The organism is Nonomuraea sp. NPDC004354 (assembly GCF_053602555.1).
In genome coordinates this window covers 22818-43836 of the sequence record NZ_JBSGDV010000016.1, presented here as the reverse complement: position 1 = coordinate 43836, position 21019 = coordinate 22818, and the positions used below count along the sequence as shown (strand labels likewise).

At 70.5% G+C, this 21019-nt stretch carries 21 protein-coding genes; 5 read left to right on the top strand and 16 right to left on the bottom strand.

Annotated elements, in window-relative coordinates:
* Positions 1 to 3: 3 nt before the first annotated feature.
* Positions 4 to 1611: an amidohydrolase gene (locus ACWENQ_RS33635; RefSeq protein ID WP_449925719.1), complete on the top strand. Its 1608-nt coding sequence runs from the start codon at positions 4 to 6 to the stop codon at positions 1609 to 1611.
* A gap of 167 nt (positions 1612 to 1778) precedes the next feature.
* Here the strand turns inward: ACWENQ_RS33635 and ACWENQ_RS33630 are convergent, their stop codons facing one another.
* From ACWENQ_RS33630 to gap, 5 genes are all read right to left on the bottom strand, one after another.
* The gene (locus tag ACWENQ_RS33630; RefSeq protein WP_354907131.1) at positions 1779 to 2123 is read right to left on the bottom strand and encodes an RNA polymerase-binding protein RbpA; all 345 of its coding nucleotides are present in this window, start codon (positions 2121 to 2123) and stop codon (positions 1779 to 1781) included.
* 69 nt (positions 2124 to 2192) lie between these two features.
* The gene (secG, locus tag ACWENQ_RS33625) at positions 2193 to 2423 is read right to left on the bottom strand and encodes a preprotein translocase subunit SecG (RefSeq protein WP_354907132.1); all 231 of its coding nucleotides are present in this window, start codon (positions 2421 to 2423) and stop codon (positions 2193 to 2195) included.
* Between the two features lie 98 nt (positions 2424 to 2521).
* On the bottom strand, positions 2522 to 3304 hold the full coding sequence (gene tpiA / locus ACWENQ_RS33620) for a triose-phosphate isomerase (RefSeq protein ID WP_354907133.1): 783 nt from the start codon (positions 3302 to 3304) through the stop codon (positions 2522 to 2524).
* A 48-nt stretch (positions 3305 to 3352) separates the two neighbouring features.
* On the bottom strand, positions 3353 to 4531 hold the full coding sequence (locus tag ACWENQ_RS33615; RefSeq protein WP_452417832.1) for a phosphoglycerate kinase: 1179 nt from the start codon (positions 4529 to 4531) through the stop codon (positions 3353 to 3355).
* On the bottom strand, positions 4531 to 5535 hold the full coding sequence (gap, locus tag ACWENQ_RS33610) for a type I glyceraldehyde-3-phosphate dehydrogenase (protein ID WP_452417831.1): 1005 nt from the start codon (positions 5533 to 5535) through the stop codon (positions 4531 to 4533). Before gap ends, ACWENQ_RS33615 begins: the two co-directional genes overlap by 1 nt.
* 186 nt (positions 5536 to 5721) lie before the next feature.
* On the opposite strand from gap, the gene ACWENQ_RS33605 reads away from it, so the two are divergent.
* Positions 5722 to 6222, top strand: a complete 501-nt coding sequence (locus tag ACWENQ_RS33605; protein ID WP_449925726.1) for a hypothetical protein — start codon at positions 5722 to 5724, stop codon at positions 6220 to 6222.
* Positions 6223 to 6694: 472 nt separating this feature from the next.
* Here ACWENQ_RS33605 and whiA read toward each other — a convergent pair whose 3' ends face one another.
* The 7 genes from whiA to ACWENQ_RS33570 all read right to left on the bottom strand — a co-directional run bounded on the left by whiA (position 6695) and on the right by ACWENQ_RS33570 (position 13781).
* Positions 6695 to 7675 carry a DNA-binding protein WhiA gene (gene whiA / locus ACWENQ_RS33600; protein WP_354907137.1) on the bottom strand — a complete coding sequence of 327 codons (981 nt, stop codon included), beginning with the start codon at positions 7673 to 7675 and terminating at the stop codon, positions 6695 to 6697.
* A 72-nt stretch (positions 7676 to 7747) separates the two neighbouring features.
* A complete protein-coding gene (locus ACWENQ_RS33595) occupies positions 7748 to 8740 on the bottom strand; it encodes a gluconeogenesis factor YvcK family protein (RefSeq protein WP_452417830.1) in 993 nt (330 codons plus the stop codon).
* A 464-nt stretch (positions 8741 to 9204) separates the two neighbouring features.
* Positions 9205 to 10092 carry an RNase adapter RapZ gene (rapZ, locus tag ACWENQ_RS33590; RefSeq protein WP_354907139.1) on the bottom strand — a complete coding sequence of 296 codons (888 nt, stop codon included), beginning with the start codon at positions 10090 to 10092 and terminating at the stop codon, positions 9205 to 9207.
* Between the two features lie 5 nt (positions 10093 to 10097).
* Positions 10098 to 12005 carry an excinuclease ABC subunit UvrC gene (gene uvrC / locus ACWENQ_RS33585; RefSeq protein ID WP_449925732.1) on the bottom strand — a complete coding sequence of 636 codons (1908 nt, stop codon included), beginning with the start codon at positions 12003 to 12005 and terminating at the stop codon, positions 10098 to 10100.
* A gap of 229 nt (positions 12006 to 12234) precedes the next feature.
* Positions 12235 to 12708, bottom strand: a complete 474-nt coding sequence (locus ACWENQ_RS33580; RefSeq protein WP_449925735.1) for a Rieske (2Fe-2S) protein — start codon at positions 12706 to 12708, stop codon at positions 12235 to 12237.
* A 49-nt stretch (positions 12709 to 12757) separates the two neighbouring features.
* Positions 12758 to 13234 carry a Rieske (2Fe-2S) protein gene (locus tag ACWENQ_RS33575; protein ID WP_354907142.1) on the bottom strand — a complete coding sequence of 159 codons (477 nt, stop codon included), beginning with the start codon at positions 13232 to 13234 and terminating at the stop codon, positions 12758 to 12760.
* Between the two features lie 109 nt (positions 13235 to 13343).
* Complete coding sequence (locus tag ACWENQ_RS33570; protein WP_449925739.1) at positions 13344 to 13781, bottom strand: Rieske (2Fe-2S) protein; 438 nt, start codon at positions 13779 to 13781, stop codon at positions 13344 to 13346.
* Positions 13782 to 13955: 174 nt separating this feature from the next.
* On the opposite strand from ACWENQ_RS33570, the gene ACWENQ_RS33565 reads away from it, so the two are divergent.
* On the top strand, positions 13956 to 14636 hold the full coding sequence (locus ACWENQ_RS33565; RefSeq protein WP_452417828.1) for a DUF2306 domain-containing protein: 681 nt from the start codon (positions 13956 to 13958) through the stop codon (positions 14634 to 14636).
* A gap of 46 nt (positions 14637 to 14682) precedes the next feature.
* On the opposite strand, the gene uvrA is transcribed toward ACWENQ_RS33565, so the two are convergent.
* Complete coding sequence (gene uvrA, locus ACWENQ_RS33560; protein ID WP_354907145.1) at positions 14683 to 17523, bottom strand: excinuclease ABC subunit UvrA; 2841 nt, start codon at positions 17521 to 17523, stop codon at positions 14683 to 14685.
* 178 nt (positions 17524 to 17701) lie between these two features.
* On the opposite strand from uvrA, the gene ACWENQ_RS33555 reads away from it, so the two are divergent.
* Both ACWENQ_RS33555 and ACWENQ_RS33550 read left to right on the top strand, forming a co-directional pair.
* Positions 17702 to 18490, top strand: a complete 789-nt coding sequence (locus ACWENQ_RS33555; protein ID WP_354907146.1) for a maleylpyruvate isomerase family mycothiol-dependent enzyme — start codon at positions 17702 to 17704, stop codon at positions 18488 to 18490.
* A complete protein-coding gene (locus tag ACWENQ_RS33550) occupies positions 18487 to 19146 on the top strand; it encodes an MBL fold metallo-hydrolase (protein WP_449925750.1) in 660 nt (219 codons plus the stop codon). Before ACWENQ_RS33555 ends, ACWENQ_RS33550 begins: the two co-directional genes overlap by 4 nt.
* Before the next feature lie 75 nt (positions 19147 to 19221).
* On the opposite strand, the gene ACWENQ_RS33545 is transcribed toward ACWENQ_RS33550, so the two are convergent.
* The 3 genes from ACWENQ_RS33545 to ACWENQ_RS33535 are packed head-to-tail and all read right to left on the bottom strand — an operon-like array spanning position 19222 to position 21017.
* The gene (locus ACWENQ_RS33545; RefSeq protein ID WP_449925753.1) at positions 19222 to 19500 is read right to left on the bottom strand and encodes a hypothetical protein; all 279 of its coding nucleotides are present in this window, start codon (positions 19498 to 19500) and stop codon (positions 19222 to 19224) included.
* Positions 19501 to 19549: 49 nt separating this feature from the next.
* Entirely contained in the window at positions 19550 to 20380 is an 831-nt protein-coding gene (gene pssA / locus ACWENQ_RS33540; RefSeq protein WP_354907149.1) for a CDP-diacylglycerol--serine O-phosphatidyltransferase, read from the bottom strand.
* Entirely contained in the window at positions 20367 to 21017 is a 651-nt protein-coding gene (locus ACWENQ_RS33535) for a phosphatidylserine decarboxylase (protein ID WP_354907150.1), read from the bottom strand. Before ACWENQ_RS33535 ends, pssA begins: the two co-directional genes overlap by 14 nt.
* Between the last annotated feature and the right edge of the window lie 2 nt (positions 21018 to 21019).

Sequence of the window (21019 nt, the reverse complement as noted above, 5' to 3'; positions counted from 1 at the left end):
CCGTTGCACACCCTCTTCCGCGGCGGACGCGTCTTCACCGCCACCGGATCCGCCCCCACCGACGACGCCGTGCTCGTGCGCGACGGCGTGATCGTCGCCGTCGGCGCCGAGGCCGACCTGGTACGGCAGGCACCCGCGCACGAGACGGTCGACCTCGACGGCGGCCTGCTCATGCCCGGCGTCACGGACGCGCACATCCATCCGGTCCAGGCGGGGCTCGAGCACGCCAAGTGCGACCTGTCGGAGATCTACGGGCTGGAGGCCTACCTGGCGAGGATCGCCGAGTACGCGGCGGGCTGCGACAAGGAGTGGATCGACGGCGGCGGCTGGGACATGTCCGCCTTCCCCGGCGGCCTGCCGCACCGCTCCCAGCTCGACTTCCTCGACCGGCCCGCCTACCTGATCCAGCGCGACCACCACGCGGCCTGGGTCAACACGCGCGCGCTGGAGCTGGCCGGCATCACCCGCGACACCCCCGACCCTGCCGACGGCCGGATCGAGCGTGACGCCGACGGCACCCCGAGCGGCGTGCTGCACGAGGGCGCGATGGACCTGGTGGGGCTGCTCACGCCGCGCCCGACCGCCGACGACCTCGACGCGGCGCTGCTGACCGCACAGCGGCACCTGTTCTCCCTGGGCATCACCGGCTGGCAGGACGCGATCGTCGGCTCCTACGCCGGCTCCGACGACCAGCTGCCCACCTACCTGTCGGCGGCCAAGGCGGGGCGGCTGAAGGCCCGCGTGGTCGGCGCGCTGTGGTGGGACCGCACCCAGGGCGCCGAGCAGATCGAGTCGCTGATCGAGCGCCGGGCCATGGCCGAGGGCCTGGACAGGTTCCGCGCCGGCGCGGTGAAGATCATGCAGGACGGCATCACCGAGAACTTCACCGCCGCGGTGATCGAGCCCTACTGCAGGTGCGGCGGGACCGGGCTGTCCTACATCGACCCCGTCAAGCTGCGCGGTCACGTCGCCGAGCTCGACCGGCACGGCTTCCAGGTGCACTTCCACGCCATCGGCGAGCGGGCCGTACGGGAGGCCCTGGACAGCCTCGAGGGGACCGCGCCGGCCAACCGGCACCACATCGCGCACCTGCAGATCATCGAGCCCTCCGACGTGCCGCGCTTCGCCGCGCTCGGCGTGACCGCGAACCTGCAGCCGCTGTGGGCCACCCACCACGCGCAGATGGACGAGCTGACGCTGCCCTTCCTCGGCGAGGAGCGCTCGGCCTGGCAGTACCCGTTCGCGGCGCTGCTGTCGCACGGCACCCGGCTGTGCGCGGGCAGCGACTGGCCGGTCTCGAACGCCGACCCGATCCAGGGCATGCACGTGGCGGTCAACCGTACCGAGCCGGGCGGGTCCGTCCACGCGGACTACCCGACCGCGCAGACGCCGTTCCTGCCAGGCGAGCGGATCGACCTGGCCACCGTCATGACCGCCTACACGGCCGGCTCGGCGTGGGTCAACCGGTCGCCGGCGGGCTCCATCGAGCCGGGCCGTCCCGCCGACCTGGTCGTGCTCGACCGCGACCCGTTCGCCCTGCCCGCCGCGGAGATCTGGACCACACGGGTGCGGCTGACCTTCGTCGACGGAGAACCGGTCTACCAGCGCTGACTTGTTCGGGCCCGTCCGGGGCGCGAGCCCCGGACGCGCCGCTTCCGCGCTTCCCGCCGAGGGGAAGGTCGCCCTCTTCCGCGCGAGGCCCGCAGCAGGGCGCTCAGCCCCGCGCAACGCGAAGACCCCGGCCCGTACGGGCCGGGGTCTTCGCGTTCACCGAAGTTCTACCAGGGGGACCTGTTGGCGCGCAGGCGCTCGAGGGCCTCCTCGAGGATCGCCTTGCCGTCCTTGTCGCTCCTGCGCTCCTTCACGTAGGCCAGGTGCGTCTTGTACGGCTCGTTCTTCGGGGGAGCCGGCGGCGCCGCCTCATCCTGGCCGGCAGGGAGCCCGCAACGGGGGCAGTCCCACGTCTCGGGGACCGCCGCGTCACTGGCGAAGCTGGGGCGCGTCTCATGCATGTTGGCGCACCAGAACGAGACCCGCACTCTCGGAGCTGCCTCGCCGCGCTCGGCCTCCCCCATAGGGCCGGCGCCGACTCGGCTGCCACGGATCGCGTTGCCACTACCCACGGATGAACTCCTCGCTCGATCGCCCCGCGTGCGGCGGGGGGAGAATCACTGTCACGCGTTGACGTGCTGTCAGGGTTTGAGCAGCAGGCCAAGGGCGATGATGCAGACGAACCAGACGATGCCGGTGATGATTGTCAGCCGGTCGAGGTTGCGCTCCACCACCGAGGAACCGCCGAAGCTCGACGAGAAGCCGCCGCCGAACATGTCGGACAGACCTCCGCCCTTACCCTTGTGGAGCAGCACCAGCAGGATCATCAGGCAGCTCGCCAGGATGAGGGCGATGGAGATTCCGATAATCACCGTAGACCCGTTCTTTCAATGCTCAGTTCGCGCGACGATTCAAACTTGCTTCTAGAGGGTACGACCTGCTGTCAAGTCGCACCCTCCGAACGCTCCAGTTAGCCAGACATTTCGCCGAAACGGCAGATCTTGACGTACTCCCCTGCATCGATGCTGGCGCCGCCCACGAGGGCGCCGTCGATGTCGGGCTGAGCCATGATCCCGGCGATGTTGTCAGACTTGACCGAGCCTCCGTAAAGGATACGGATGCCGGCGGCCACTTCGGGCGTGTAGAGCGCGGCGAGTCGTGCTCGGAGCGCGCTGCACACCTCCTGTGCGTCCTGCGGGGTGGCCACCTCGCCGGTACCGATCGCCCAGACCGGCTCGTAGGCCACCACTATCGATTTTGCCTGCTCTTCGGTGACTCTGCGCAGAGCGGCTTCAAGTTGTGACACGCAGTGGGCCACCTGGCCCTGCGCGTGCCGTACCCCGAGGTCCTCGCCGACGCACAGGATCGGCGTCAGGGAGTGCCGGTAGGCGGCCAGGACCTTGGCGTTGACGACGCCGTCGCCCTCGTCGTGGTACTGGCGGCGCTCGGAGTGGCCGACCGTCACGTACGTGCAGCCGAGCTTGGCCAGCATCGCGCCGGACACGTCGCCGGTGTAGGCGCCGGCCTCATGCTGGGAGAGGTCCTGCGCGCCGTACACGATGCGCAGCTTGTCGCCGTCGACCAGCGTCTGCACGCTGCGCAGGTCGGTGAACGGCGGCAGCACCGCCACCTCGACCTTGTCGAAGTCCTTGTCGTTCAGCGCGAAGGCGAGCTTCTGGACCAGCGCGATGGCCTCGAGGTGGTTGAGGTTCATCTTCCAGTTGCCGGCGATGAGCGGCTTGCGTGTGGTCAACGCCCGCTCACCACGCATCCGCTCTCGGCGCGTCGGTTTCGCTGCACGTCAGTCCTCCAGGACGGCCAGACCGGGCAGGGTCTTGCCTTCGAGATACTCGAGGCTAGCCCCACCACCGGTGGAAATGTGGGAGAAGCCGTCCTCCGGCAAGCCGAGCCGGCGTACGGCTGCCGCCGAGTCGCCGCCGCCCACCACGGTGAAGGCCTCGGAAGCGACCAACGCCTCGGCCACCGCACGAGTTCCGCCGGCGAACGCGTCGAACTCGAACACGCCCATGGGGCCGTTCCAGAAGACGGTGCGCGCGTCGGCCAGCCTGCTCGCGAACAGCTCGCGGCTGCGCGGGCCGATGTCGAGCCCCTGCCGGTCGGCGGGGATCTTGTCGGCGTCGACCACCTCGTGGCCGGCGTCCTCGGCGAAGTGGGTGGCGGCCAGCACGTCGACGGGCAGCAGCAGCTCGACGCCGCGCTTGGCCGCCTCGTCGAGGAAGCCGCGCACCTGGTCGAGCTGGTCCTCCTGCAGCAGCGACGCCCCGACCTCGTGACCCTGGGCCTTGAGGAAGGTGTAGGCCATACCGCCGCCGATGAGCAGCCTGTCGACCTTGGTGAGCAGATTGGCGATGACGCCGAGCTTGTCGGAGACCTTCGCGCCGCCCAGCACGACCACGTAGGGCCGCGCCACGTCCTCGGTGAGCCTCCTGAGCACCTCGACCTCGGCCACGATGAGCCTGCCCGCCGCGTGCGGCAGCAGCTGCGGCACGTCGTAGACGCTGGCGTGCTTGCGGTGCACGGCGCCGAAGCCGTCGCCGACGTACAGTTCGGCCAGGGCGGCCAGCCGCTCGGCGAAGGCGCGCCTGACCGCGTCGTCCTTGGACTCCTCGCCCGGGTCGAAGCGGAGGTTCTCCAGCAGGGCCACCTGGCCGTCCTGGAGACGCTCGACCGTCTCGGTGCCGATCACCTCGGGCGAGAAGGCGACCTCCTGGCCCAGCAGCTCGCCCAGGCGCTTGGCGACCGGCCCGAGGGAGTACTTCGGGTTCGGCTCACCCTTCGGACGGCCCAGGTGGGCGCAGACGACGACCTTCGCGCCGCGCTCCACCAGAGTGCTGATCGTCGGCACCGACGCGCGGATGCGGCCGTCGTCGGTGATCGTCTCCCCGTCGAGGGGGACGTTGAGGTCGGCGCGCACCAGGACGCGCCGGCCCTTCACGTCGAGATCGTCGAGCGTGCGCATCAGAGGTCAGCGCCCACCAGCTGGATCAGGTCGGCGAGGCGGTTGGAGTAGCCCCACTCGTTGTCGTACCAGCCGACGACCTTCACCTGGTTGCCGATGACCTTGGTCAGGCCGGCGTCGAAGATGCAGGAGGCCGGGTCGGTGACGATGTCGCTGGAGACGATCTCGTCCTCGGTGTAGGTCAGGATGCCCTTGAGCGGGCCCTCGGCGGCGGCCTTGACGGCGGCGTTGACCTCCTCGACGGTGACCTCGCGAGCCAGGTCGACGGTCAGGTCGGTGGCCGAGCCCGTGGGGATCGGCACGCGCATCGCGAAACCGTCGAGCTTGCCCTTCAGCTCGGGCAGCACCAGGCCGATGGCCTTGGCGGCGCCGGTCGAGGTCGGGACCACGTTGAGCGCGGCGGCGCGGGCGCGGCGCAGGTCCTTGTGCGGGCCGTCCTGCAGGTTCTGGTCCTGCGTGTAGGCGTGGATGGTGGTCATCAGCCCCTTCTCGATGGTGAAGGCGTCGTGGATGACCTTGGCCATCGGGGCCAGGCAGTTGGTGGTGCAGGAGGCGTTGGAGATGATCGTGTGCGCGGCGGGGTCGTACTTGTCGTGGTTGACACCCATCACGATGGTGATGTCCTCGCCCTTGGCGGGCGCGGAGATGATCACCTTCTTGGCGCCGTTGTCGGCGTGCACCTTGGCCTTGGCGGCGTCGGTGAACAGGCCGGTCGACTCCACCACGACGTCGACGCCAAGGTCGCCCCAGGGCAGCTTGGCGGGGTCGCGCTCCTCGAACACCTTGATGGCCTTGCCGTCAACGGTGATCTCGTCACTGCTGGCCTTCACCTCGTACGGCAGGCGGCCCAGGATGCTGTCGTACTTCAGCAGGTGGGCGAGCGTCGCGTTGTCGGTCAGGTCGTTGACCGCGACGATCTCGATGTCCTTGCCGCTGGCGGCGACCGCGCGCCAGAAATTGCGGCCGATGCGACCGAAGCCGTTGACGCCTACGCGGATGCTCACGGAACCGTCTCCTCGTACATGAATGGCGGGCTGAAACCTCTGCAAACACTATCGGACCCAAATTGGTTTAGACCACGTGAGGTCCCGTCCGGTTTTTCCTCGATCACCACACGTCATTTGCCCCGGTCGAGTAAAGTGCCCGACTCGTTACCGTCAAATCCCCTCATTTCCTAGGACCTCATCACCATGAGCCAGCAGAAGTCAGGCCTGGTACCCGGCACCCTCATGGGCCTGGTGGCCATGCTCGTCGGCGCCGGTCTCCACGGGACGGTCATCGGCATCACCGAATACAACCTCGGCGTCGTCGCGGTGCTGGTAGGCGTGCTCGTCGGGCTCGGCATGACGGCCGTCCAACCGTCCAGCGCGGTCCTGCCCGTCCTGGCCGCCCTGTACGGCGCCGCCGGAGCCGCCCTCGGCACCACGATCGGCGTGACCGTGCTCACCGTGAAGGCCGCCCCCGGCACCGGCTACCTGGCCGCCGCCCGCACGGTCGTCACGCGGTTCGACCAGGTGATCCAGAAGGACCCGGTGATCGCGCTGTTCTGGGTGATCAGCGCGGTGGCGGCCTTCGCGTTCGTGAACAAGCGGGTCAGAGCGGTCAGGGCGGCCCGGGAGGCCGCCGCGTCGCAGCCGCCCGCCGTACCCGCCGAGGAGCCGGTCGACCTGTTCACGCCGCGGAACCGCTGAGCTCCCCCGCCCGGTTTCGCCCCGGTCCGGGGGGGCTCCGCCCGCTTCACCCCAGAACCGCCGAAGTCACCCCGGATCGCGAAGCTCCACCCGGAGCCCCCACACCACCGGCCACCGCCGCCCCACTCCGAACCCGCTGACCTGCACGTGAGCGGCTCCACTCCGAAGCCCGCGGGCCTATGTGCGTGGCCCCAGCCCGCTCCCAGGCCCGGCATGCCTGACCCGACGCACGGCCCTCCAGCGCGGACAGGAGGCGCTTTCAAGCTGGGCATCCTGCGCCGCGGCCACAGTGCCGCACGTCCACACGGCCATCGGCGGCTCTCGACCCGTGACCTGAGAGCCCCCGCGACACCCTCGACGCGACCTGGCACCTCACACGTCGCCTCCGGACCGGCAGGTCACGCCCAGCGAGCAGTCTCACCGCGCCGTGGAGACCGGCAAACCGCGGACGCCGACCCGCGGCGCCGCCGGGTCACGGAGCCATCATCTCCACTGTGAGGTTGGCCTCGGTGTTGGGGATCCCCAGGTCGGAGGCGCGCTTGTCGGCCATCGCCAGCAACCGCCTGATGCGGCCCGCGATGGCGTCCTTGGTCAGCGGCGGGTCGGCGATCTGGCCCAGTTCCTCGAGCGAGGCCTGCTTGTGCTCGACGCGGAGCCGTCCCGCGACGACCAGGTGCTCGGGGGCGTCGTCACCGAGGATCTCCAGCGCCCGCTGCACCCGCGCGCCGGCGGCCACGGCCGCGCGCGCCGAACGCCGCAGGTTGGCGTCGTCGAAGTTGGCGAGCCGGTTGGCGGTGGCCCGCACCTCGCGGCGCATCCGCCGCTCCTCCCACGCCAGCACGCTGTCGTGGGCGCCCAGCCTGGTCAGCAGCGCGCTGATCGCGTCGCCGTCCCGCACCACCACCCTGTCGACACCGCGCACCTCGCGCGCCTTGGCGTGGATCTTGAGCCGTCGCGCCGAGCCCACCAGCGCGAGCGCCGCCTCGGGCCCCGGGCAGGTGACCTCCAGCGACATCGAACGGCCGGGCTCGGTCAGCGAGCCGTGGGCGAGGAAGGCCCCGCGCCAGGCCGCCTCCGCGTCGCAGGAGGCACCGGCCACCACCTGGCGCGGCAGACCCCGTACCGGGCGGCCGTGGTTGTCGATCAGGCCGGTCTGCCTGGCCAGCGCCTCGCCGTCGCGGTAGACGCGCACGACGTAGCGCGAGCCCTTGCGCAGCCCGGCGGGGGCGAGCACCAGCACCTCGGCCTTGTGGCCGAAGACCTCGCCGATGTCCTTGATCAGCCGGCGTGCGGTGGCGTTGGTGTCGAGCTCGGCCTCGATCACGATGCGCCCGCCCACGAGGTGCAGCCCGCTCGCGAAGCGCAGCAGCGTGGACACCTCGGCCTTGCGGCAGCAGGGCTTGAGCACCGGCAGTCGGCTCAGCTCGTCCTTCACCACACCTGTCATTGCCATAAGCGTTAGTCCTCCCCCATACAGACCGGCTCCCAAGAAGTCTCTCGCACCTTCGCACGGCGCCGACCAGGATCAACGCTTCTGGAGGAAAATCTCGTCCAGGACGGAGGCAAGACGTCGTGGGTCATGCCTCGGCGAGCCGTCCTCGGCCGCCACGACGGCCGTCACGAGCCTGCCGCCGAGCGCGGCCGCGGCCTTCTCCAACGCGTCGCGGTCGTCGACCACGCCCGTGTCGGCCAGGACCACGTCCACCGTGAGGTCGGGCGCGTGCTGCCTGAGCACCTCCAGGTGCTGCTGGGGGGAGAAGTCGTCGGTCTCACCGGGCTGCGGCGCCAGGTTGAGCGTCACCAGCCGCTTGGCCCTGGTCACGTGGAGCGCCTCGGCCAGCTCGGGGACCTTCAGGTGCGGCAGCACGCTGGTGAACCACGATCCCGGGCCGAAGACCACCCAGTCGGCCTCGCGGATCGCGTGGACGGCCTCGGGACGCGCGGGAGGATCCTCGGGGACCAGCGAGATGGCCTGGACCCTGCCGGGCGTGAGCGCGCACGCCACCTGGCCGCGGACGGTCGAGATCACACCGTCGAGCTCGACCTCGGCGACGATGTCGAGCGGTACCGAGGCCATCGGCAGCACCCTGCCGTGCGCGCCGAGCAGCCGCCCCACCCAGTCGAGGCCCGCCACGGGGTCGCCGAGCAGCTCCCACAGCGCCACGATCAGCAGGTTGCCGACGGCGTGCCCGTGCAGCTCGCCCTCGCTCCTGAACCGGTGCTGGACGACCTCGCTCCAGGTGCTGCCCCACTCGTCGTCGCCGCACAGCGCGGCCAGCGCCATGCGCAGGTCTCCGGGCGGCAGCACGCCGAGCTCACGCCTGAGCCTGCCGCTGGAGCCGCCGTCGTCGGCGACGGTCACGACGGCGGTCAGCTCGTCGGTCACGCTCCGCAGCGCCGAGAGCGAGGCGTAGAGGCCGTGCCCACCGCCGAGTGCCACCACCTTCGGCCCGCGGCCCGCCCGCCCGGCGGCGGGAGCCCACGGGTCCTCTCGAAGGTCACCATCCGGACCGCGCATATCCGCCCGAACCTCGCCATCAGTACCTTGCGCCGCCAACCGCACCTCACTACCCGGACCTCGCAGGGACAACCACACCCGACCACCGTGCTCCCGTAAAGACCATCGGGCCCGGCCACCGGGATCCCGCCGGGACGACCACACCCGGCCGGCGGGATCCCCTACACACCGCCTTGTCCAGCCACCGGGCCCCCACCCGGACGACCGCACGCGGCCGGCGGAATCCCCGGCAGGCCACCACCGCACCCGGCCACCGGAGCCACACCAGGACGACCACACCTGCCCACCGGAATCACGCACGGACGCCCCCGTCCCAGCACCGCGATCCCGCAGGGGCGGCGACGCCAGGTCGCCCTCACCCCGTGCCGACACCCCCGCACGGCCACCCGGCCCCCGCGAGGACGGCCGGGCCCCGGCATCCGGGGCCCTGGTCTCGCGACCGGCTACGCTCGCCTGCCCATCCGTCACTCCCGGCCCACATCCCGGTGACTCACCTGGACCTCCATGCCACGGTCACGCAACCGGGCGCCGAACTGCTCGGCCATGGCCACGCTGCGGTGCTTGCCGCCCGTGCAGCCCACCGCCAGCGTCGCGTAGCTCTTGCCCTCACGCGCGTATCCGGCCGCGACGATCTTGAAGGCCTCCTCGTAGGCGTCGAGGAACTCCTTGGCGCCCGCCTGCCCGAGGACGTAGTCGCGCACCGGGACGTCGAGGCCGTTCATCGGCCGCAGTTCGGGCACCCAGTGCGGGTTGGGCAGGAAGCGGCAGTCGACGACGAGATCGGCGTCGACCGGCAGGCCGTACTTGAAACCGAAGGAGACAACGTTCACCCGCAGCCCCGGCCGGTCGTCGCCGCCGAAGTAGGCGACGATCTTGTTGCGCAGCTCGTGGACGTTGTGGGCGGAGGTGTCGATCACCAGGTCGGCGTTGGCGCGCACCTCGCGCAGGATGCCGCGCTCGCGCGCGATGCCGTCGACCAGCCGGCCCTCGCCCTGCAGCGGGTGCGGCCTGCGGACGTTCTCGAACCTGCGCACCAGCTCCTCGTCGCTGGCCTCGAGGAAGACGACCCGGACGCGCACGCCGCGGGCCTCCAGTTCCTCGATCGCGGCGTTGAGGTCGGTGGTGAAAGCGAGGCTCCGCACATCGACCACGGCCGCCACCTTGTCGGCGGCCAGCTTCACCCTGCCCGCCTCCTCCGCCATGGCGAACAGCAGACCAGGCGGCAGGTTGTCGATGACGAACCAGCCCAAATCCTCCAGCGCCTTGGCCGCGGTGCTACGTCCGGCGCCTGACATGCCGGTCACGATGACGAACGCGGTCTCGGCGCGTCCTTGATGTTCTGGGCTGCTCATAACCCTCACTCCTGGGCAAACCTTGACACGATCACCTCTGCGGTCGCGCGGCCGATGCCGGGGACCTCGCAGATCTCGGCCACGGTGGCCTCACGTAGCCGCTTCACGGAGCCGAAATGCTTGAGCAACGCCTGCCTGCGCGCCGGGCCGAGGCCAGGCACTCCGTCGAGCGCGCTCTCCTTCACCGTCTTGGACCGCTTGGATCGATGGTAGGTGATGGCGAAGCGATGCGCCTCGTCACGCACCCGTTGCAGCAGGTAGAGACCCTGACTGGCGCGCGGCAGGATGACCGGCTGGTCGTCTCCGGGCAGCCAGACCTCCTCGAGCCGCTTGGCGAGGCCGCACACCGCGACGTCGTCGATGCCGAGCTCGTCGAGCGCCCGCTGCGCCGCCGCGGCCTGCGGTCCCGCGCCGTCGACCACGACCAGGTTGGGCGGGTAGGCGAACTTGCGCGGCTTGCCGGTCTCGGGGTCGATCGGCCCGTGCCCGTGATCGTCCTCCGCCGTCAGCTCACCGGTGGCCGAACGCTCCTCCAGGTAGCGCTTGAACCTGCGGGTGATCACCTCGTGGATCGAGGCGACGTCGCCCTCCTTGGTCCGTACGGCGAAGCGGCGGTACTCGCTCTTGCGGACCAGGCCGTCCTCGAACACCACCATCGACGCCACGACGTTCTCCCCCTGCAGGTGGGAGACGTCGTAGCACTCGATGCGCAGCGGCGCCTGGTCGAGGTCGAGCGCGTCGGCGATCTCCTGCAGCGCCTGGCTGCGCGTCGTCAGGTCGCCGGCCCTGCGCAGCTTGTGCTGGGCCAGCGCCTCCTTGGCGTTGCGCTCGACGGTCTCCATCAGCGACTTCTTGTCGCCCCGCTGCGGCACCCGCAGCTCCACCCTGGCGCCGCGCTGCTCGCCCAGCAGCTCGGTGACGGCCGCGGCGTCCGGCGGCAGCGCCGGCACCAGCACCTCCCTGGGGATGTCGCCCTCGGCGTAGATCTGCAGCAGGAAGTGCTCGACCAGCTCGCCTGGCGTGGTCTCCTCGACCTTGTCGACGACCCAGCCGCGCTGACCCTTGATGCGCCCGCCGCGTACGTAGAACACCTGGACGGCCGCCTCCAGGGGATCCTCGGCCAGGGCGATCACGTCGGCGTCGGTGGCGTCGCCGAGCACGACGGCCTGCTTCTCCAGCGCGCGTTGCAGCGCCTGGATGTCGTCGCGGATGCGGGCGGCGCGCTCGTACTCCTGCTCGGCGGCCGCGGCGCGCATCTCCTGTTCGAGCCGTTTGATGAAGCGCCCGGTGTTGCCGGCCATGAAGTCGCAGAAGTCCTCGGCCAGATCGCGGTGCTCCTGCGGGCTCACCCTGCCGACGCAGGGGGCCGAGCACTTGTCGATGTAGCCGAGCAGGCACGGCCTGCCGATCTGACCGGCCCGCTTGAAGACCCCGGCCGAGCAGGTGCGCACGGGGAAGACCCGCAGCAGCAGGTCGACGGTCTCGCGGATGGCCCAGGCGTGGGAGTAGGGGCCGAAGTAGCGGGTGCCCTTCTTCTTCGCGCCGCGCATCACCTGCACGCGCGGGAAGTCCTCGCCCATGGTGACCGCGAGATAGGGGTAGGACTTGTCGTCGCGGTACTTGACGTTGAAGCGCGGGTCGAACTCCTTGATCCAGGAGTATTCGAGCTGGAGAGCCTCGACCTCGGTGCCGACGATGGTCCAGTCGACGCTCGCCGCGGTGGTGAGCATGGTCTGCGTGCGCGGATGGAGCCCGGCGAAGTCGGCGAAGTAGGAGTTGAGCCGCTGGCGCAGGCTCTTGGCCTTGCCCACGTAGATCACCCGGGCGTTGGCGTCCCGGAACCGGTAGACCCCGGGGGAATCGGGGATCGATCCCGGCTTGGGACGGAAACTCAAGGTGCTCGCCACGTTCAAGAGCCTATAGGCCGCCACCGACAACCAAGCGCGATCCAGCCTCCGCCCAGCGGACGGTCAACCGCGGCCGTCGACGGCGCGGTCTCGGGGCCTAACATCCAGCCGCCCCGCCGAGGGAGCGGCCCGGTCCGCCGCGCCCCGAGCGTGCCGCTCACCGTCGTAATGGCACCGCGCGCCGGACGCGGCGCCCGCCGTACCCGAAGGCCCTTCGGGCACGGCGGGCGACACCTCACGCCAGCGCGATCGAGTCCCCGTCGACCTTGATCGGCACCTCGCCCAGCGGCTCGGTCGCCGGACCGTTCTTGACCGACCCGTCCTCGATGCTGAACTTGCTCCCGTGGCAGGCGCAGTCGATCGTCCCGTTGCCCACCGACGTCACCGGGCACCCCTTGTGGGTGCAGATCGCGCTGAAGCACTTGAACTGCCCGGCGGCCGGCTGGGTGACGACGACCTTCTGCTCCTTGAAGATCGCCCCTCCGCCGACCGGGACGTCGGCGGCCGTCGTGAGGGCACCGCCGCCCGAGCCGGTCGACGCCGGTGCCGCTGACGAGGCCGACGCCGACGGGGCCGCCGAGCTTTCCTGCGCCTGGGGCGCCGCGCTGGTCGCGCCGCCGTCGCCGCCGCACGCGGCGAGCACCATGGTGAGGCCGCCCGCTCCCACGCCGGCGATGACGGTCCTGCGGCTGTGAAGGTCTTCTGCCATGCGGCCCAACCAACCGCAAACTGCTGAGAAAATTGTGAAAGAAGGTGCGTTATGCCAACGAGATGCTGCCGCCGTCGACGGTGATCTTCTTCTCGGCCAGAGGCTTGGTCGCCGGGCCGTTGGCGACCGAGCCGTCGGCGATGTTGTACCTGCTGCCGTGACACGGGCAGTTGATCGTGCCGTCCGAGACGTCGTCGACCGTGCATCCCTGGTGGGTGCACACGGCCGTGAAGCACTTGAACTCGCCTGCCGTGGGCTGCGTGACCACGACCTTCTTGTCGGCGAAGACCTTGCCGCCGCCCTCGGGGATGTCGGCCGTGCCGGTGAGCTCGCCACCGCCCGCCTTCTTGCCGGGCGAGGCGGCCGATCCCGGCTCGGCCGACTGCTCCTGACCCGCTCCGCTCGCCGCGGGTTCGGCCACCACGTCGCCCGAGGGCTGGCCGTATCCCGCGCACGCGGTGAGCAACACCCCCAGGCCGGCCCCTCCGGCTCCCAGCACCACCGCGCGGCGTGTCGTCTCTGCCATGGTCACCCTCCCGGGAATCGCTGTCTCTGTCAGGTACGGCCGGCGCGACCGCACCGGTTCAGCCTCTCCTCAACCAGCGCTCGGGTCCATGCACATTTACCGTTTTCCCCTACAGAATGACGATGCCGTCACCCTCGACCTTGACCGCGAACTCCGCCAGCGGGCCCGTCGCGGGGCCCTTCAGGCACTTGCCCGTGTCGGCGGCGAACTCGCTGCCGTGGCAGGGGCAGGTCATGACGCCGTCCTGGGGCCGGTTCACCGAGCAGCCGCGGTGCGGGCACCTGGCGGTGAACGCCTTGAACACCCCCGACGTGGGCTGGGTGATCACGATCTTCCACTCCTGGATCACCTTGCCGCTGCCCACGGGCACGTCGGCCTTCTTGGCGATGACCTTGCCCTTGATACCCGGCGGCACCACCGCCTTCGCGGACCCGTCGGAGGTGCCGCAGCCAGCCAGCGCGACGCCGCACACGGCCACGCCCGTCGCGCCCAGCATCTCGCGCCGCCCGATCGCGGGCATGCCGCCGCCCTGCTCCTCGCCTGCCATGTGCCCCCTCCACCTTCCCCCGTCGCCCATGTCAGGCCGGGCCTTTACCTGTTCTTAAGCCTATTGAGACCACCCCTCGGTCCCGCATCCGGCCCCGCCGCGGGCAGGCGGCACTGCGGTCAGCGGTCAGCGGATGGTGCGCCGATGGTCAGCGGCCGCCCTGATGGTGTGGCCATGACGATCACAACCACTCCTCGCCCGCGCGGGGAGCACGCCTCCCGGCCGCGCTGGTGGCGGCGTCCCTGGGTGGCGCCGCTCGGCGTCGTGGCCCTCACGTTCGTCGCGTTCTCGCTGCCGCCGTACGTCTCGCTCGATCCCGCGCTCTCCCGGGTGCCCTCACCGCATCTCTGGTACTACGCCGTGCTGTCCGTGCACGTGCTGCTCGGATCGATCGCGATGCTGGCCTGCTGCCTACAGGTGTGGCCGTGGTTCCGGCAGCGGTACCGGCGCGCGCACCGTATCGTCGGCCGCGTGTACGTGCTGGCCCAGCTGCCGGCGGGCGTGCTGGCGCTGGTGCTGGCGTGGGCGACACCGTTCGGGCCGGTGGCGATGGCCAGCTCCCTGCTCATGGCGCCGCTGTGGCTGGCCTGCACGATCGCCGGATGGCGGATGGCCAGGCAGCGCCGGTTCGCCGAGCATCGGCGCTGGATGATCCGCAGCTTCGCCCTGACCATGTCGATCATCACGAACCGGATCTGGGGACTCGTCGCGATGGTGCTGCTGCTCCCCTCGGCCCCCGCAGGCGGCGAGCAGCAGCTCATGCAGACGGTCGCGGGCCTGAGCACATGGCTGGGCTGGACGATCCCGCTGCTGGTCGCCGAATGGTGGTTGCAGCGCGGCCGCACCGCCCGCTGAGAGGAGGGGGGACGGCGGTCTGCCGCCCCCTCGCCTCGCCGTCCCGTCAGACGGACAGGATCTTCCGCAGGAAGCGGCCGGTGTGGCTCTCGTCCACCAGCGCCACCTCTTCTGGCGTGCCCGATGCGACCAGCGTGCCGCCGCGGGAGCCGCCCTCGGGGCCCATGTCGATGATCCAGTCGGCGGTCTTGATGACGTCGAGGTTGTGCTCGATCACGATCACCGTGTTGCCGCCGTCGACCAGTCGCCCGAGCACGCCGAGCAGCCGCCTGATGTCCTCGAAGTGCAGGCCCGTGGTCGGCTCGTCGAGGACGTAGATCGTGCGGCCCGTCTGGCGCCGCTGCAGCTCGGAGGCGAGCTTGACGCGCTGCGCCTCACCGCCCGACAGCGTGGTGGCCGGCTGGCCGAGCCGTACGTAGCCCAGGCCCACGTCGTTGAGCGTCTGCAGGTGCCGCTTGATCGCCGGGATGGCCTCGAAGAACGACAGCGCCTCCTCGATCGGCATGTCGAGGACCTCGGAGATGGTCTTGCCCTTGTAGTGGACCTCCAGCGTCTCCCTGTTGTAGCGGGCGCCGTGGCAGACCTCGCAGGGGACGTAGACGTCCGGCAGGAAGTTCATCTCGATCTTGATGGTGCCGTCGCCGGCGCACGCCTCGCAGCGGCCGCCCTTGACGTTGAAGCTGAAGCGGCCGGGCTGGTAGCCGCGCACCTTCGCCTCGGTGGTGGCCGCGAACAGCTTGCGGATGTGGTCGAAGACGCCCGTGTAGGTCGCCGGGTTGGAGCGGGGCGTACGGCCGATCGGCGACTGGTCGACGTGGACGACCTTGTCGACCAGGTCCATGCCGTTGACCCTGGAGTGGCGGCCGGGCACCGTGCGGGCGCCGTTGAGCTCCTTGGCCAGGGCGTTGTAGAGGATGTCGTTGACCAGCGTCGACTTGCCCGAGCCCGACACGCCGGTGACGGCGGTGAACACGCCGAGAGGGAAGTCGATGTCGACGCCCTTCAGGTTGTGCTCGCGCGCGCCCTTCACGGTGATCTGCCGCTTCTTGTCGCGCTGGCGGCGCTTGCCGGGGATCGCGATCGACCTGCGGCCCGACAGGTAGGCGCCGGTCAGCGACTCCTCGTTGGCGAGCAGGTCCTGGACGGTGCCCGAGACGACGACCTGGCCGCCGTGCTCGCCCGCGCCGGGGCCGATGTCGACCACCCAGTCGGCGGCGGCGATCGTGTCCTCGTCGTGCTCGACCACGATCAGCGTGTTGCCCATGTCGCGCAGCCTGATGAGGGTGTCGAGCAGCCGCATGTTGTCGCGCTGGTGCAGGCCGATGGACGGCTCGTCGAGGACGTAGAGCACGCCGACCAGGCCCGAGCCGATCTGCGTGGCCAGGCGGATGCGCTGCGCCTCACCGCCGGCCAGCGTGCCGGCGGCGCGGTCCATGGTGAGGTAGTCGAGGCCGACGTCGAGCAGGAAGCCCATGCGGGCGTTGATCTCCTTGACCACCCGCTCGGCGATGTGCATGTCGCGCTCGGACAGCCGCAGCCCCGCCAGGAACTTGGCACACTCGCCGATCGACATGCGCGAGACCTCGGCGATGGACCTGTCGGCGACCGTGACGGCCAGCGAGACGGGCTTGAGCCTGGCGCCCTTGCAGGCCGGGCACGGGATCTCCCGCATGTAGCCCTCGAAGCGCTCGCGCATGGAGTCGCTCTCGGCCTCGGCGTGCCGGCGCTGCACCCACGGGATGACGCCCTCGTAGGTGGTGTAGTACGAGCGCTGCCGGCCGTACCTGTTGCTGTAGCGGACGTGGACCTGCTCGTCGTGGCCGTACAGCAGCGCCTTCTGCGCCTTCTTCGGCAGCCGCTCCCACGGGGTGTCGAGGTTGAAGCCCATGGCCAGCCCGAGCGCCTCGATGAGGCGGATGAAGTACTCGCTGGTGTGGCCGCCCGCCCACGGGTTGAGCGCTCCGTCACCCAGCGTCTTCTCCGGGTCGGGCACGACGAGGTCGGGGTCGACCTCCATCTTCGTGCCGAGCCCCGTGCACTCGGGGCAGGCGCCGAAGGGCGAGTTGAAGGAGAACGAGCGCGGCTCGAGCTCCTCGAACGACAGGTCGTCGTAAGGGCAGTAGAGGTGCTCGGAGTAGAAGCGCTCGCGACCAGGGTCGTCGTCGGGCAGGTCGACGAACTCCAGCGTGATCGTGCCGCCGGACAGCTGCAGCGCCGTCTCCACCGAGTCGGTGAGCCGCCGCCGCGCGGACTCCTTCACCGACAGCCGGTCGACGATGACCTCGATGTCGTGCTTCTCGTACTTCTTCAGCGTCGGCGGCTCCTCCAGGCGGATCACCGTGCCGTCGACCCTGGCCCTGGCGTACCCCTTGGTCTGCAGCTCGCGGAACAGCTCGGCGTACTCGCCCTTGCGGCCCCTGACGACCGGAGCGAGCACCTGGAAGCGGGTGCCCTCTTCCAGTTCCATCACCCTGTCGACGATCTGCTGCGGTGTCTGCCTGGCGATCGGGCGGGCGCAGGCCGGACAGTGGGGCTTGCCGATGCGCGCCCACAGCAGTCGCAGGTAGTCGTAGACCTCGGTGATCGTGCCGACCGTGGAACGGGGGTTGCGGCTGGTGGACTTCTGGTCGATGGAGACCGCGGGGGAAAGGCCCTCGATGAAGTCGACGTCGGGCTTGTCCATCTGGCCCAGGAACTGGCGGGCGTAGGAGGACAGGGACTCCACGTAGCGGCGCTGACCCTCGGCGAAGATCGTGTCGAAGGCCAGGCTCGACTTGCCCGAGCCGGACAACCCGGTGAAGACGATCAGGGAGTCTCGCGGAAGGTCGAGCGAGACGTCCTTGAGGTTGTGTTCTCGTGCGCCACGCACGATCAAACGGTCTGCCACGGTGATCCCGACGTCGAAGGTGTTGATAGGTCCACGGGGGATGGTAGAGGGAGGGTCCGACAATTTTCGGGGGTCCGCTCTGCCCCGCCGGAAACTTCCCTCACCAGGGTACGGCTTTCTGCCGAGCCGGTACCGGTCCTTGCATGGTCAACCACGGGAGCTGCGGCATTATGCCCGCATGACCGTTCTCGCCGCGCTGCGCGCGGAGCTCGCCGCCGCCACGGACCGCCTGCTCGCCACGGTCGGCGCGCTCGACGACGCCGAGGTCGCCGCGCCGTCCCTGCTGCCCGGTTGGAGCAGGGGCCACGTCATCACCCATGTCGCCCGCAACGCCGACGGCCTCGGCAACCTGCTGACCTGGGCCAGAACCGGCGTCGAGACACCGCAGTACCCCGATCGCGCCAGGCGGACGGCCGACATCGAGGCGGGTGCCGGCCGCCCCGCCGCCGAGCAGCGCGCCGACCTGGCCGCCGGCGCCGCGCGGCTGGCCGCCGCCATCGAGGAGCTGCCCGAGCAGGCGTGGTCGGCGCGGGTCTCGGCGCTCATGCCGCCCCCGCATCCCGCCTGGTACGTCCTGGTACGGCGGGTGCGGGAGCTGGAGCTCCACCATGTGGACCTGGGGGCGGGATACACCCCCGCCGACTGGCCGGACGCGTTCGTGCGCAGGGAACTGCACGACAGCCTGGCCTGCTGGCCGTACGGCGAGAGCACGGTCGGCGGCATCGTGGTGACCGCCCCCGTGGGTGAGTGGAGCGACCTGGGGAAGGGGCCGGTGGTGCGAGGCGAGGCGCGTGATGTGCTCGCCTGGCTGACCGGCCGGTCGGCGGGGCAGGGCATTAGGGTGGTGCCGGAGGAGCCGGGCGCCGCCCCCGCGGAGGTACCTCCGCCGCCGCCGTGGCTGACCATGCCCGCTCCGGCGGATCTGCCTTCGGCGCCTCCTGACACCTATCCAGAGGAGAGCCCATGAGCTACACCGGCGATGTCCAGGTCGGCGGCCCAGCCGACGTACGTGAGCTGTCCGGGCTGACCATCACCAAGCTCGCCGTGGGTCCGTTCGACAACAACGCCTACCTGCTGCGGTGCACGCGTACCGGCGACGGGCTGATCATCGACGCGGCGGCCGACGCCGACCGGATCCTGGCGCTGATGTCGGACCAGCCGATCTCGGCCGTGGTCACCACGCACCAGCACGGCGACCACTGGCAGGCGCTGGAGCAGGTGGTCAAGGTGACGGGCGCGACGACGATCGCCCATCCGCTCGACGCGCCCGTGCTGCCGGTGCCCGTCGACCGGCTGGTGGAGCACGGTGACCGCATCTCCGTGGGCGTGCTCACGCTCGAGGTGATCCACCTGCGCGGCCACACGCCTGGCTCGGTCGCATTGCTGTACGACGGGGGCGAGGAGGACGGCCACCACCTGTTCACCGGCGACTCGCTGTTCCCCGGCGGCGTGGGCAACACGGGGAAGGACCCGGTGCGCTTCGAGCAGCTCTACACCGACGTCGTGGAGCGCCTGTTCGACCGGCTGCCCGACGAGACGTGGGTGTACCCGGGCCACGGCAAGGACACCACGCTCGGCGCCGAGCGCCCCTCGCTGCCGGAGTGGAAGGCCCGCGGCTGGTGAGCTCTCCCGGTACGGCAAGCATCCGCCGTACCGGGGCGGCCGCCGCACGGCCGGAGCCCGCGCTCGGGAGCGAGGTCACGGAGAGCCGGCGTCGGGTGTGGCCAGGATGCGGACGACCTTGTCGGCCGCCGCGGCCGGGTCGGCGGTGCTGGCCAGCACCTCGCCCCACGACCACCGGTAGAACCAGCCCTCCGCCAGCGCGACGCAGTCGACGGTCTCGGTCAGCAGACCCGGGCCCTGCTCCCCGCCGACCCGCAGGGACGGCGGGTCGGCGCGCAGGCGCGCCGTCAGGCCGCGCCGCTCCAGCTCCCTGGCCAGCCGGCCGAGAAAATAGGTGCGGGTGTGCTCGCGCATGGTTCCAGTAAACCCGGGCGAGCCCACCCGCAGGAGGGACAGACCTTGATCAGTCGCCGACGCGGGCGGCTTCCTTGCGCTCCTTGCGCTGTTCCCGCTTGAACAGCAGCACCCGGAGCGGGATCGCGGCGACCAGCGCGATCTGCATGGTGGCGCCGACCTGGATCAGCGTGTCGCCACCCTGCGGCCAGGCGGCCCACGCGGTGAGGCAGGCCACGTTGATCATGATCCAGGCGAGCACCACGGCCGCGAGCTGGCCCTTGGGCTTGGGGTACTCGATGCGGCTGACCATCAGCCACGCGACGCCGAGCACGGCGGCCAGCGAGAACCAGTTGGGCTGGAACAGCAGCACGATCGAGACGACCGTCATCGCGCCCATCGGGATCGGCAGGCCCATGAAGTCGCCGCTCTTGGTCTTGACGCAGGCGAAGCGGGCCAGCCGTACGCATCCGGCGATGAGCACCGACGCCGCCGCCAGGATGACGGCCGTCAGCGGCAGCTTGCCGGTGAAGCCGCCCCAGATCACCACCATGAAGGCGGGCGCGAAGCCGAAGCTGATCACGTCGGCCAGGTTGTCGAGCTCGGCGCCCATCGCGGAGGCGCGGAAGCGCCGCGCGACCAGGCCGTCGAACAGGTCGCACGTGGCGCCGATCAGCAGCAGCACCACGGCGGTGGCGAAGTAGCGCGGGTCGGGCACGAAGCCGGCGCCCGCCTTCAGCGCCTGGATCGCCGACGAGGCGAGGACGCAGACGGCCAGGAAGCCGCACAGCGCGTTGCCCAGGGACAGGGAGTCGGCCGCCGACAGCCTGAAGGCCTTGCCCACAGGGCCGCGCGGCTCCTCTTCTTCGGCCTGCCAGCCACCAGCCTCAGCCGCGGTCAATTCGAGTCACCCCCGCCACCGTCTTCTCGCCGACGCGCACGGCGGGCGAGATCCCTTCGGGAAGGTAGATGTCCACCCGCGAACCGAACCTGATGAGACCGACTCGCTCGGCCTGCGAGACCTTTTCGCCGGAGGTCATGTACGGCACGATCCTGCGCGCCACCGCGCCCGCGATCTGCACCATCTCGATGTCACCGAGCGCGGTCTCGAAATGCCACACCACGCGTTCGTTCTGGTCGCTGTCCTTGTTGAAAGCCGGCAGGAACCCACCCGCCACATGCTGCACGGAGGTGATGGTTCCCGCAAGGGGCGCGCGGTTGACGTGCACGTTGAGGGGGCTCATGAAGATCGCCACCCTGGTGCGGCCGTCCGGCCACGGGTCGATGCTCTGGACGACCCCGTCGGCGGGCGAGAGGATCCTGCCCTCCCCGGGCTCGCGGTCGGGATCGCGGAAGAACCAGAGCATCGCGCCCGTGAGGGCGGTCAGCGGCACGGCCGCGAAACCCCAGCGCCGGTCACGGCTGCTGAGGAAGGTCGTGGCCGTCGCGGCGGCCACGGTCGGGAAGAGCCACGGAGAGACGCCACGGGCCAGCCTGACGCGGCGGCCCTCCTGGCGACTTGCGGAATCGTCTGACACTG

Bases quoted from the DNA above. Each gene is read 5' to 3' on its own strand.
- ACWENQ_RS33615 (WP_452417832.1), bottom strand. From the start codon at position 4,531: ATGCGCACGCTCGACGATCTCGACGTGAAGGGCCGGCGCGTCCTGGTG.
- ACWENQ_RS33605 (WP_449925726.1), top strand. From the start codon at position 5,722: ATGAGCCAGCAGAAGTCAGGCCTGGTACCCGGCACCCTCATGGGCCTG.
- whiA (WP_354907137.1), bottom strand. From the start codon at position 7,675: ATGGCAATGACAGGTGTGGTGAAGGACGAGCTGAGCCGACTGCCGGTG.
- ACWENQ_RS33595 (WP_452417830.1), bottom strand. From the start codon at position 8,740: ATGCGCGGTCCGGATGGTGACCTTCGAGAGGACCCGTGGGCTCCCGCC.
- rapZ (WP_354907139.1), bottom strand. From the start codon at position 10,092: ATGAGCAGCCCAGAACATCAAGGACGCGCCGAGACCGCGTTCGTCATC.
- ACWENQ_RS33580 (WP_449925735.1), bottom strand. From the start codon at position 12,708: ATGGCAGAAGACCTTCACAGCCGCAGGACCGTCATCGCCGGCGTGGGA.
- ACWENQ_RS33575 (WP_354907142.1), bottom strand. From the start codon at position 13,234: ATGGCAGAGACGACACGCCGCGCGGTGGTGCTGGGAGCCGGAGGGGCC.
- ACWENQ_RS33570 (WP_449925739.1), bottom strand. From the start codon at position 13,781: ATGGCAGGCGAGGAGCAGGGCGGCGGCATGCCCGCGATCGGGCGGCGC.
- ACWENQ_RS33565 (WP_452417828.1), top strand. From the start codon at position 13,956: ATGACGATCACAACCACTCCTCGCCCGCGCGGGGAGCACGCCTCCCGG.
- ACWENQ_RS33555 (WP_354907146.1), top strand. From the start codon at position 17,702: ATGACCGTTCTCGCCGCGCTGCGCGCGGAGCTCGCCGCCGCCACGGAC.
- ACWENQ_RS33550 (WP_449925750.1), top strand. From the start codon at position 18,487: ATGAGCTACACCGGCGATGTCCAGGTCGGCGGCCCAGCCGACGTACGT.
- ACWENQ_RS33545 (WP_449925753.1), bottom strand. From the start codon at position 19,500: ATGCGCGAGCACACCCGCACCTATTTTCTCGGCCGGCTGGCCAGGGAG.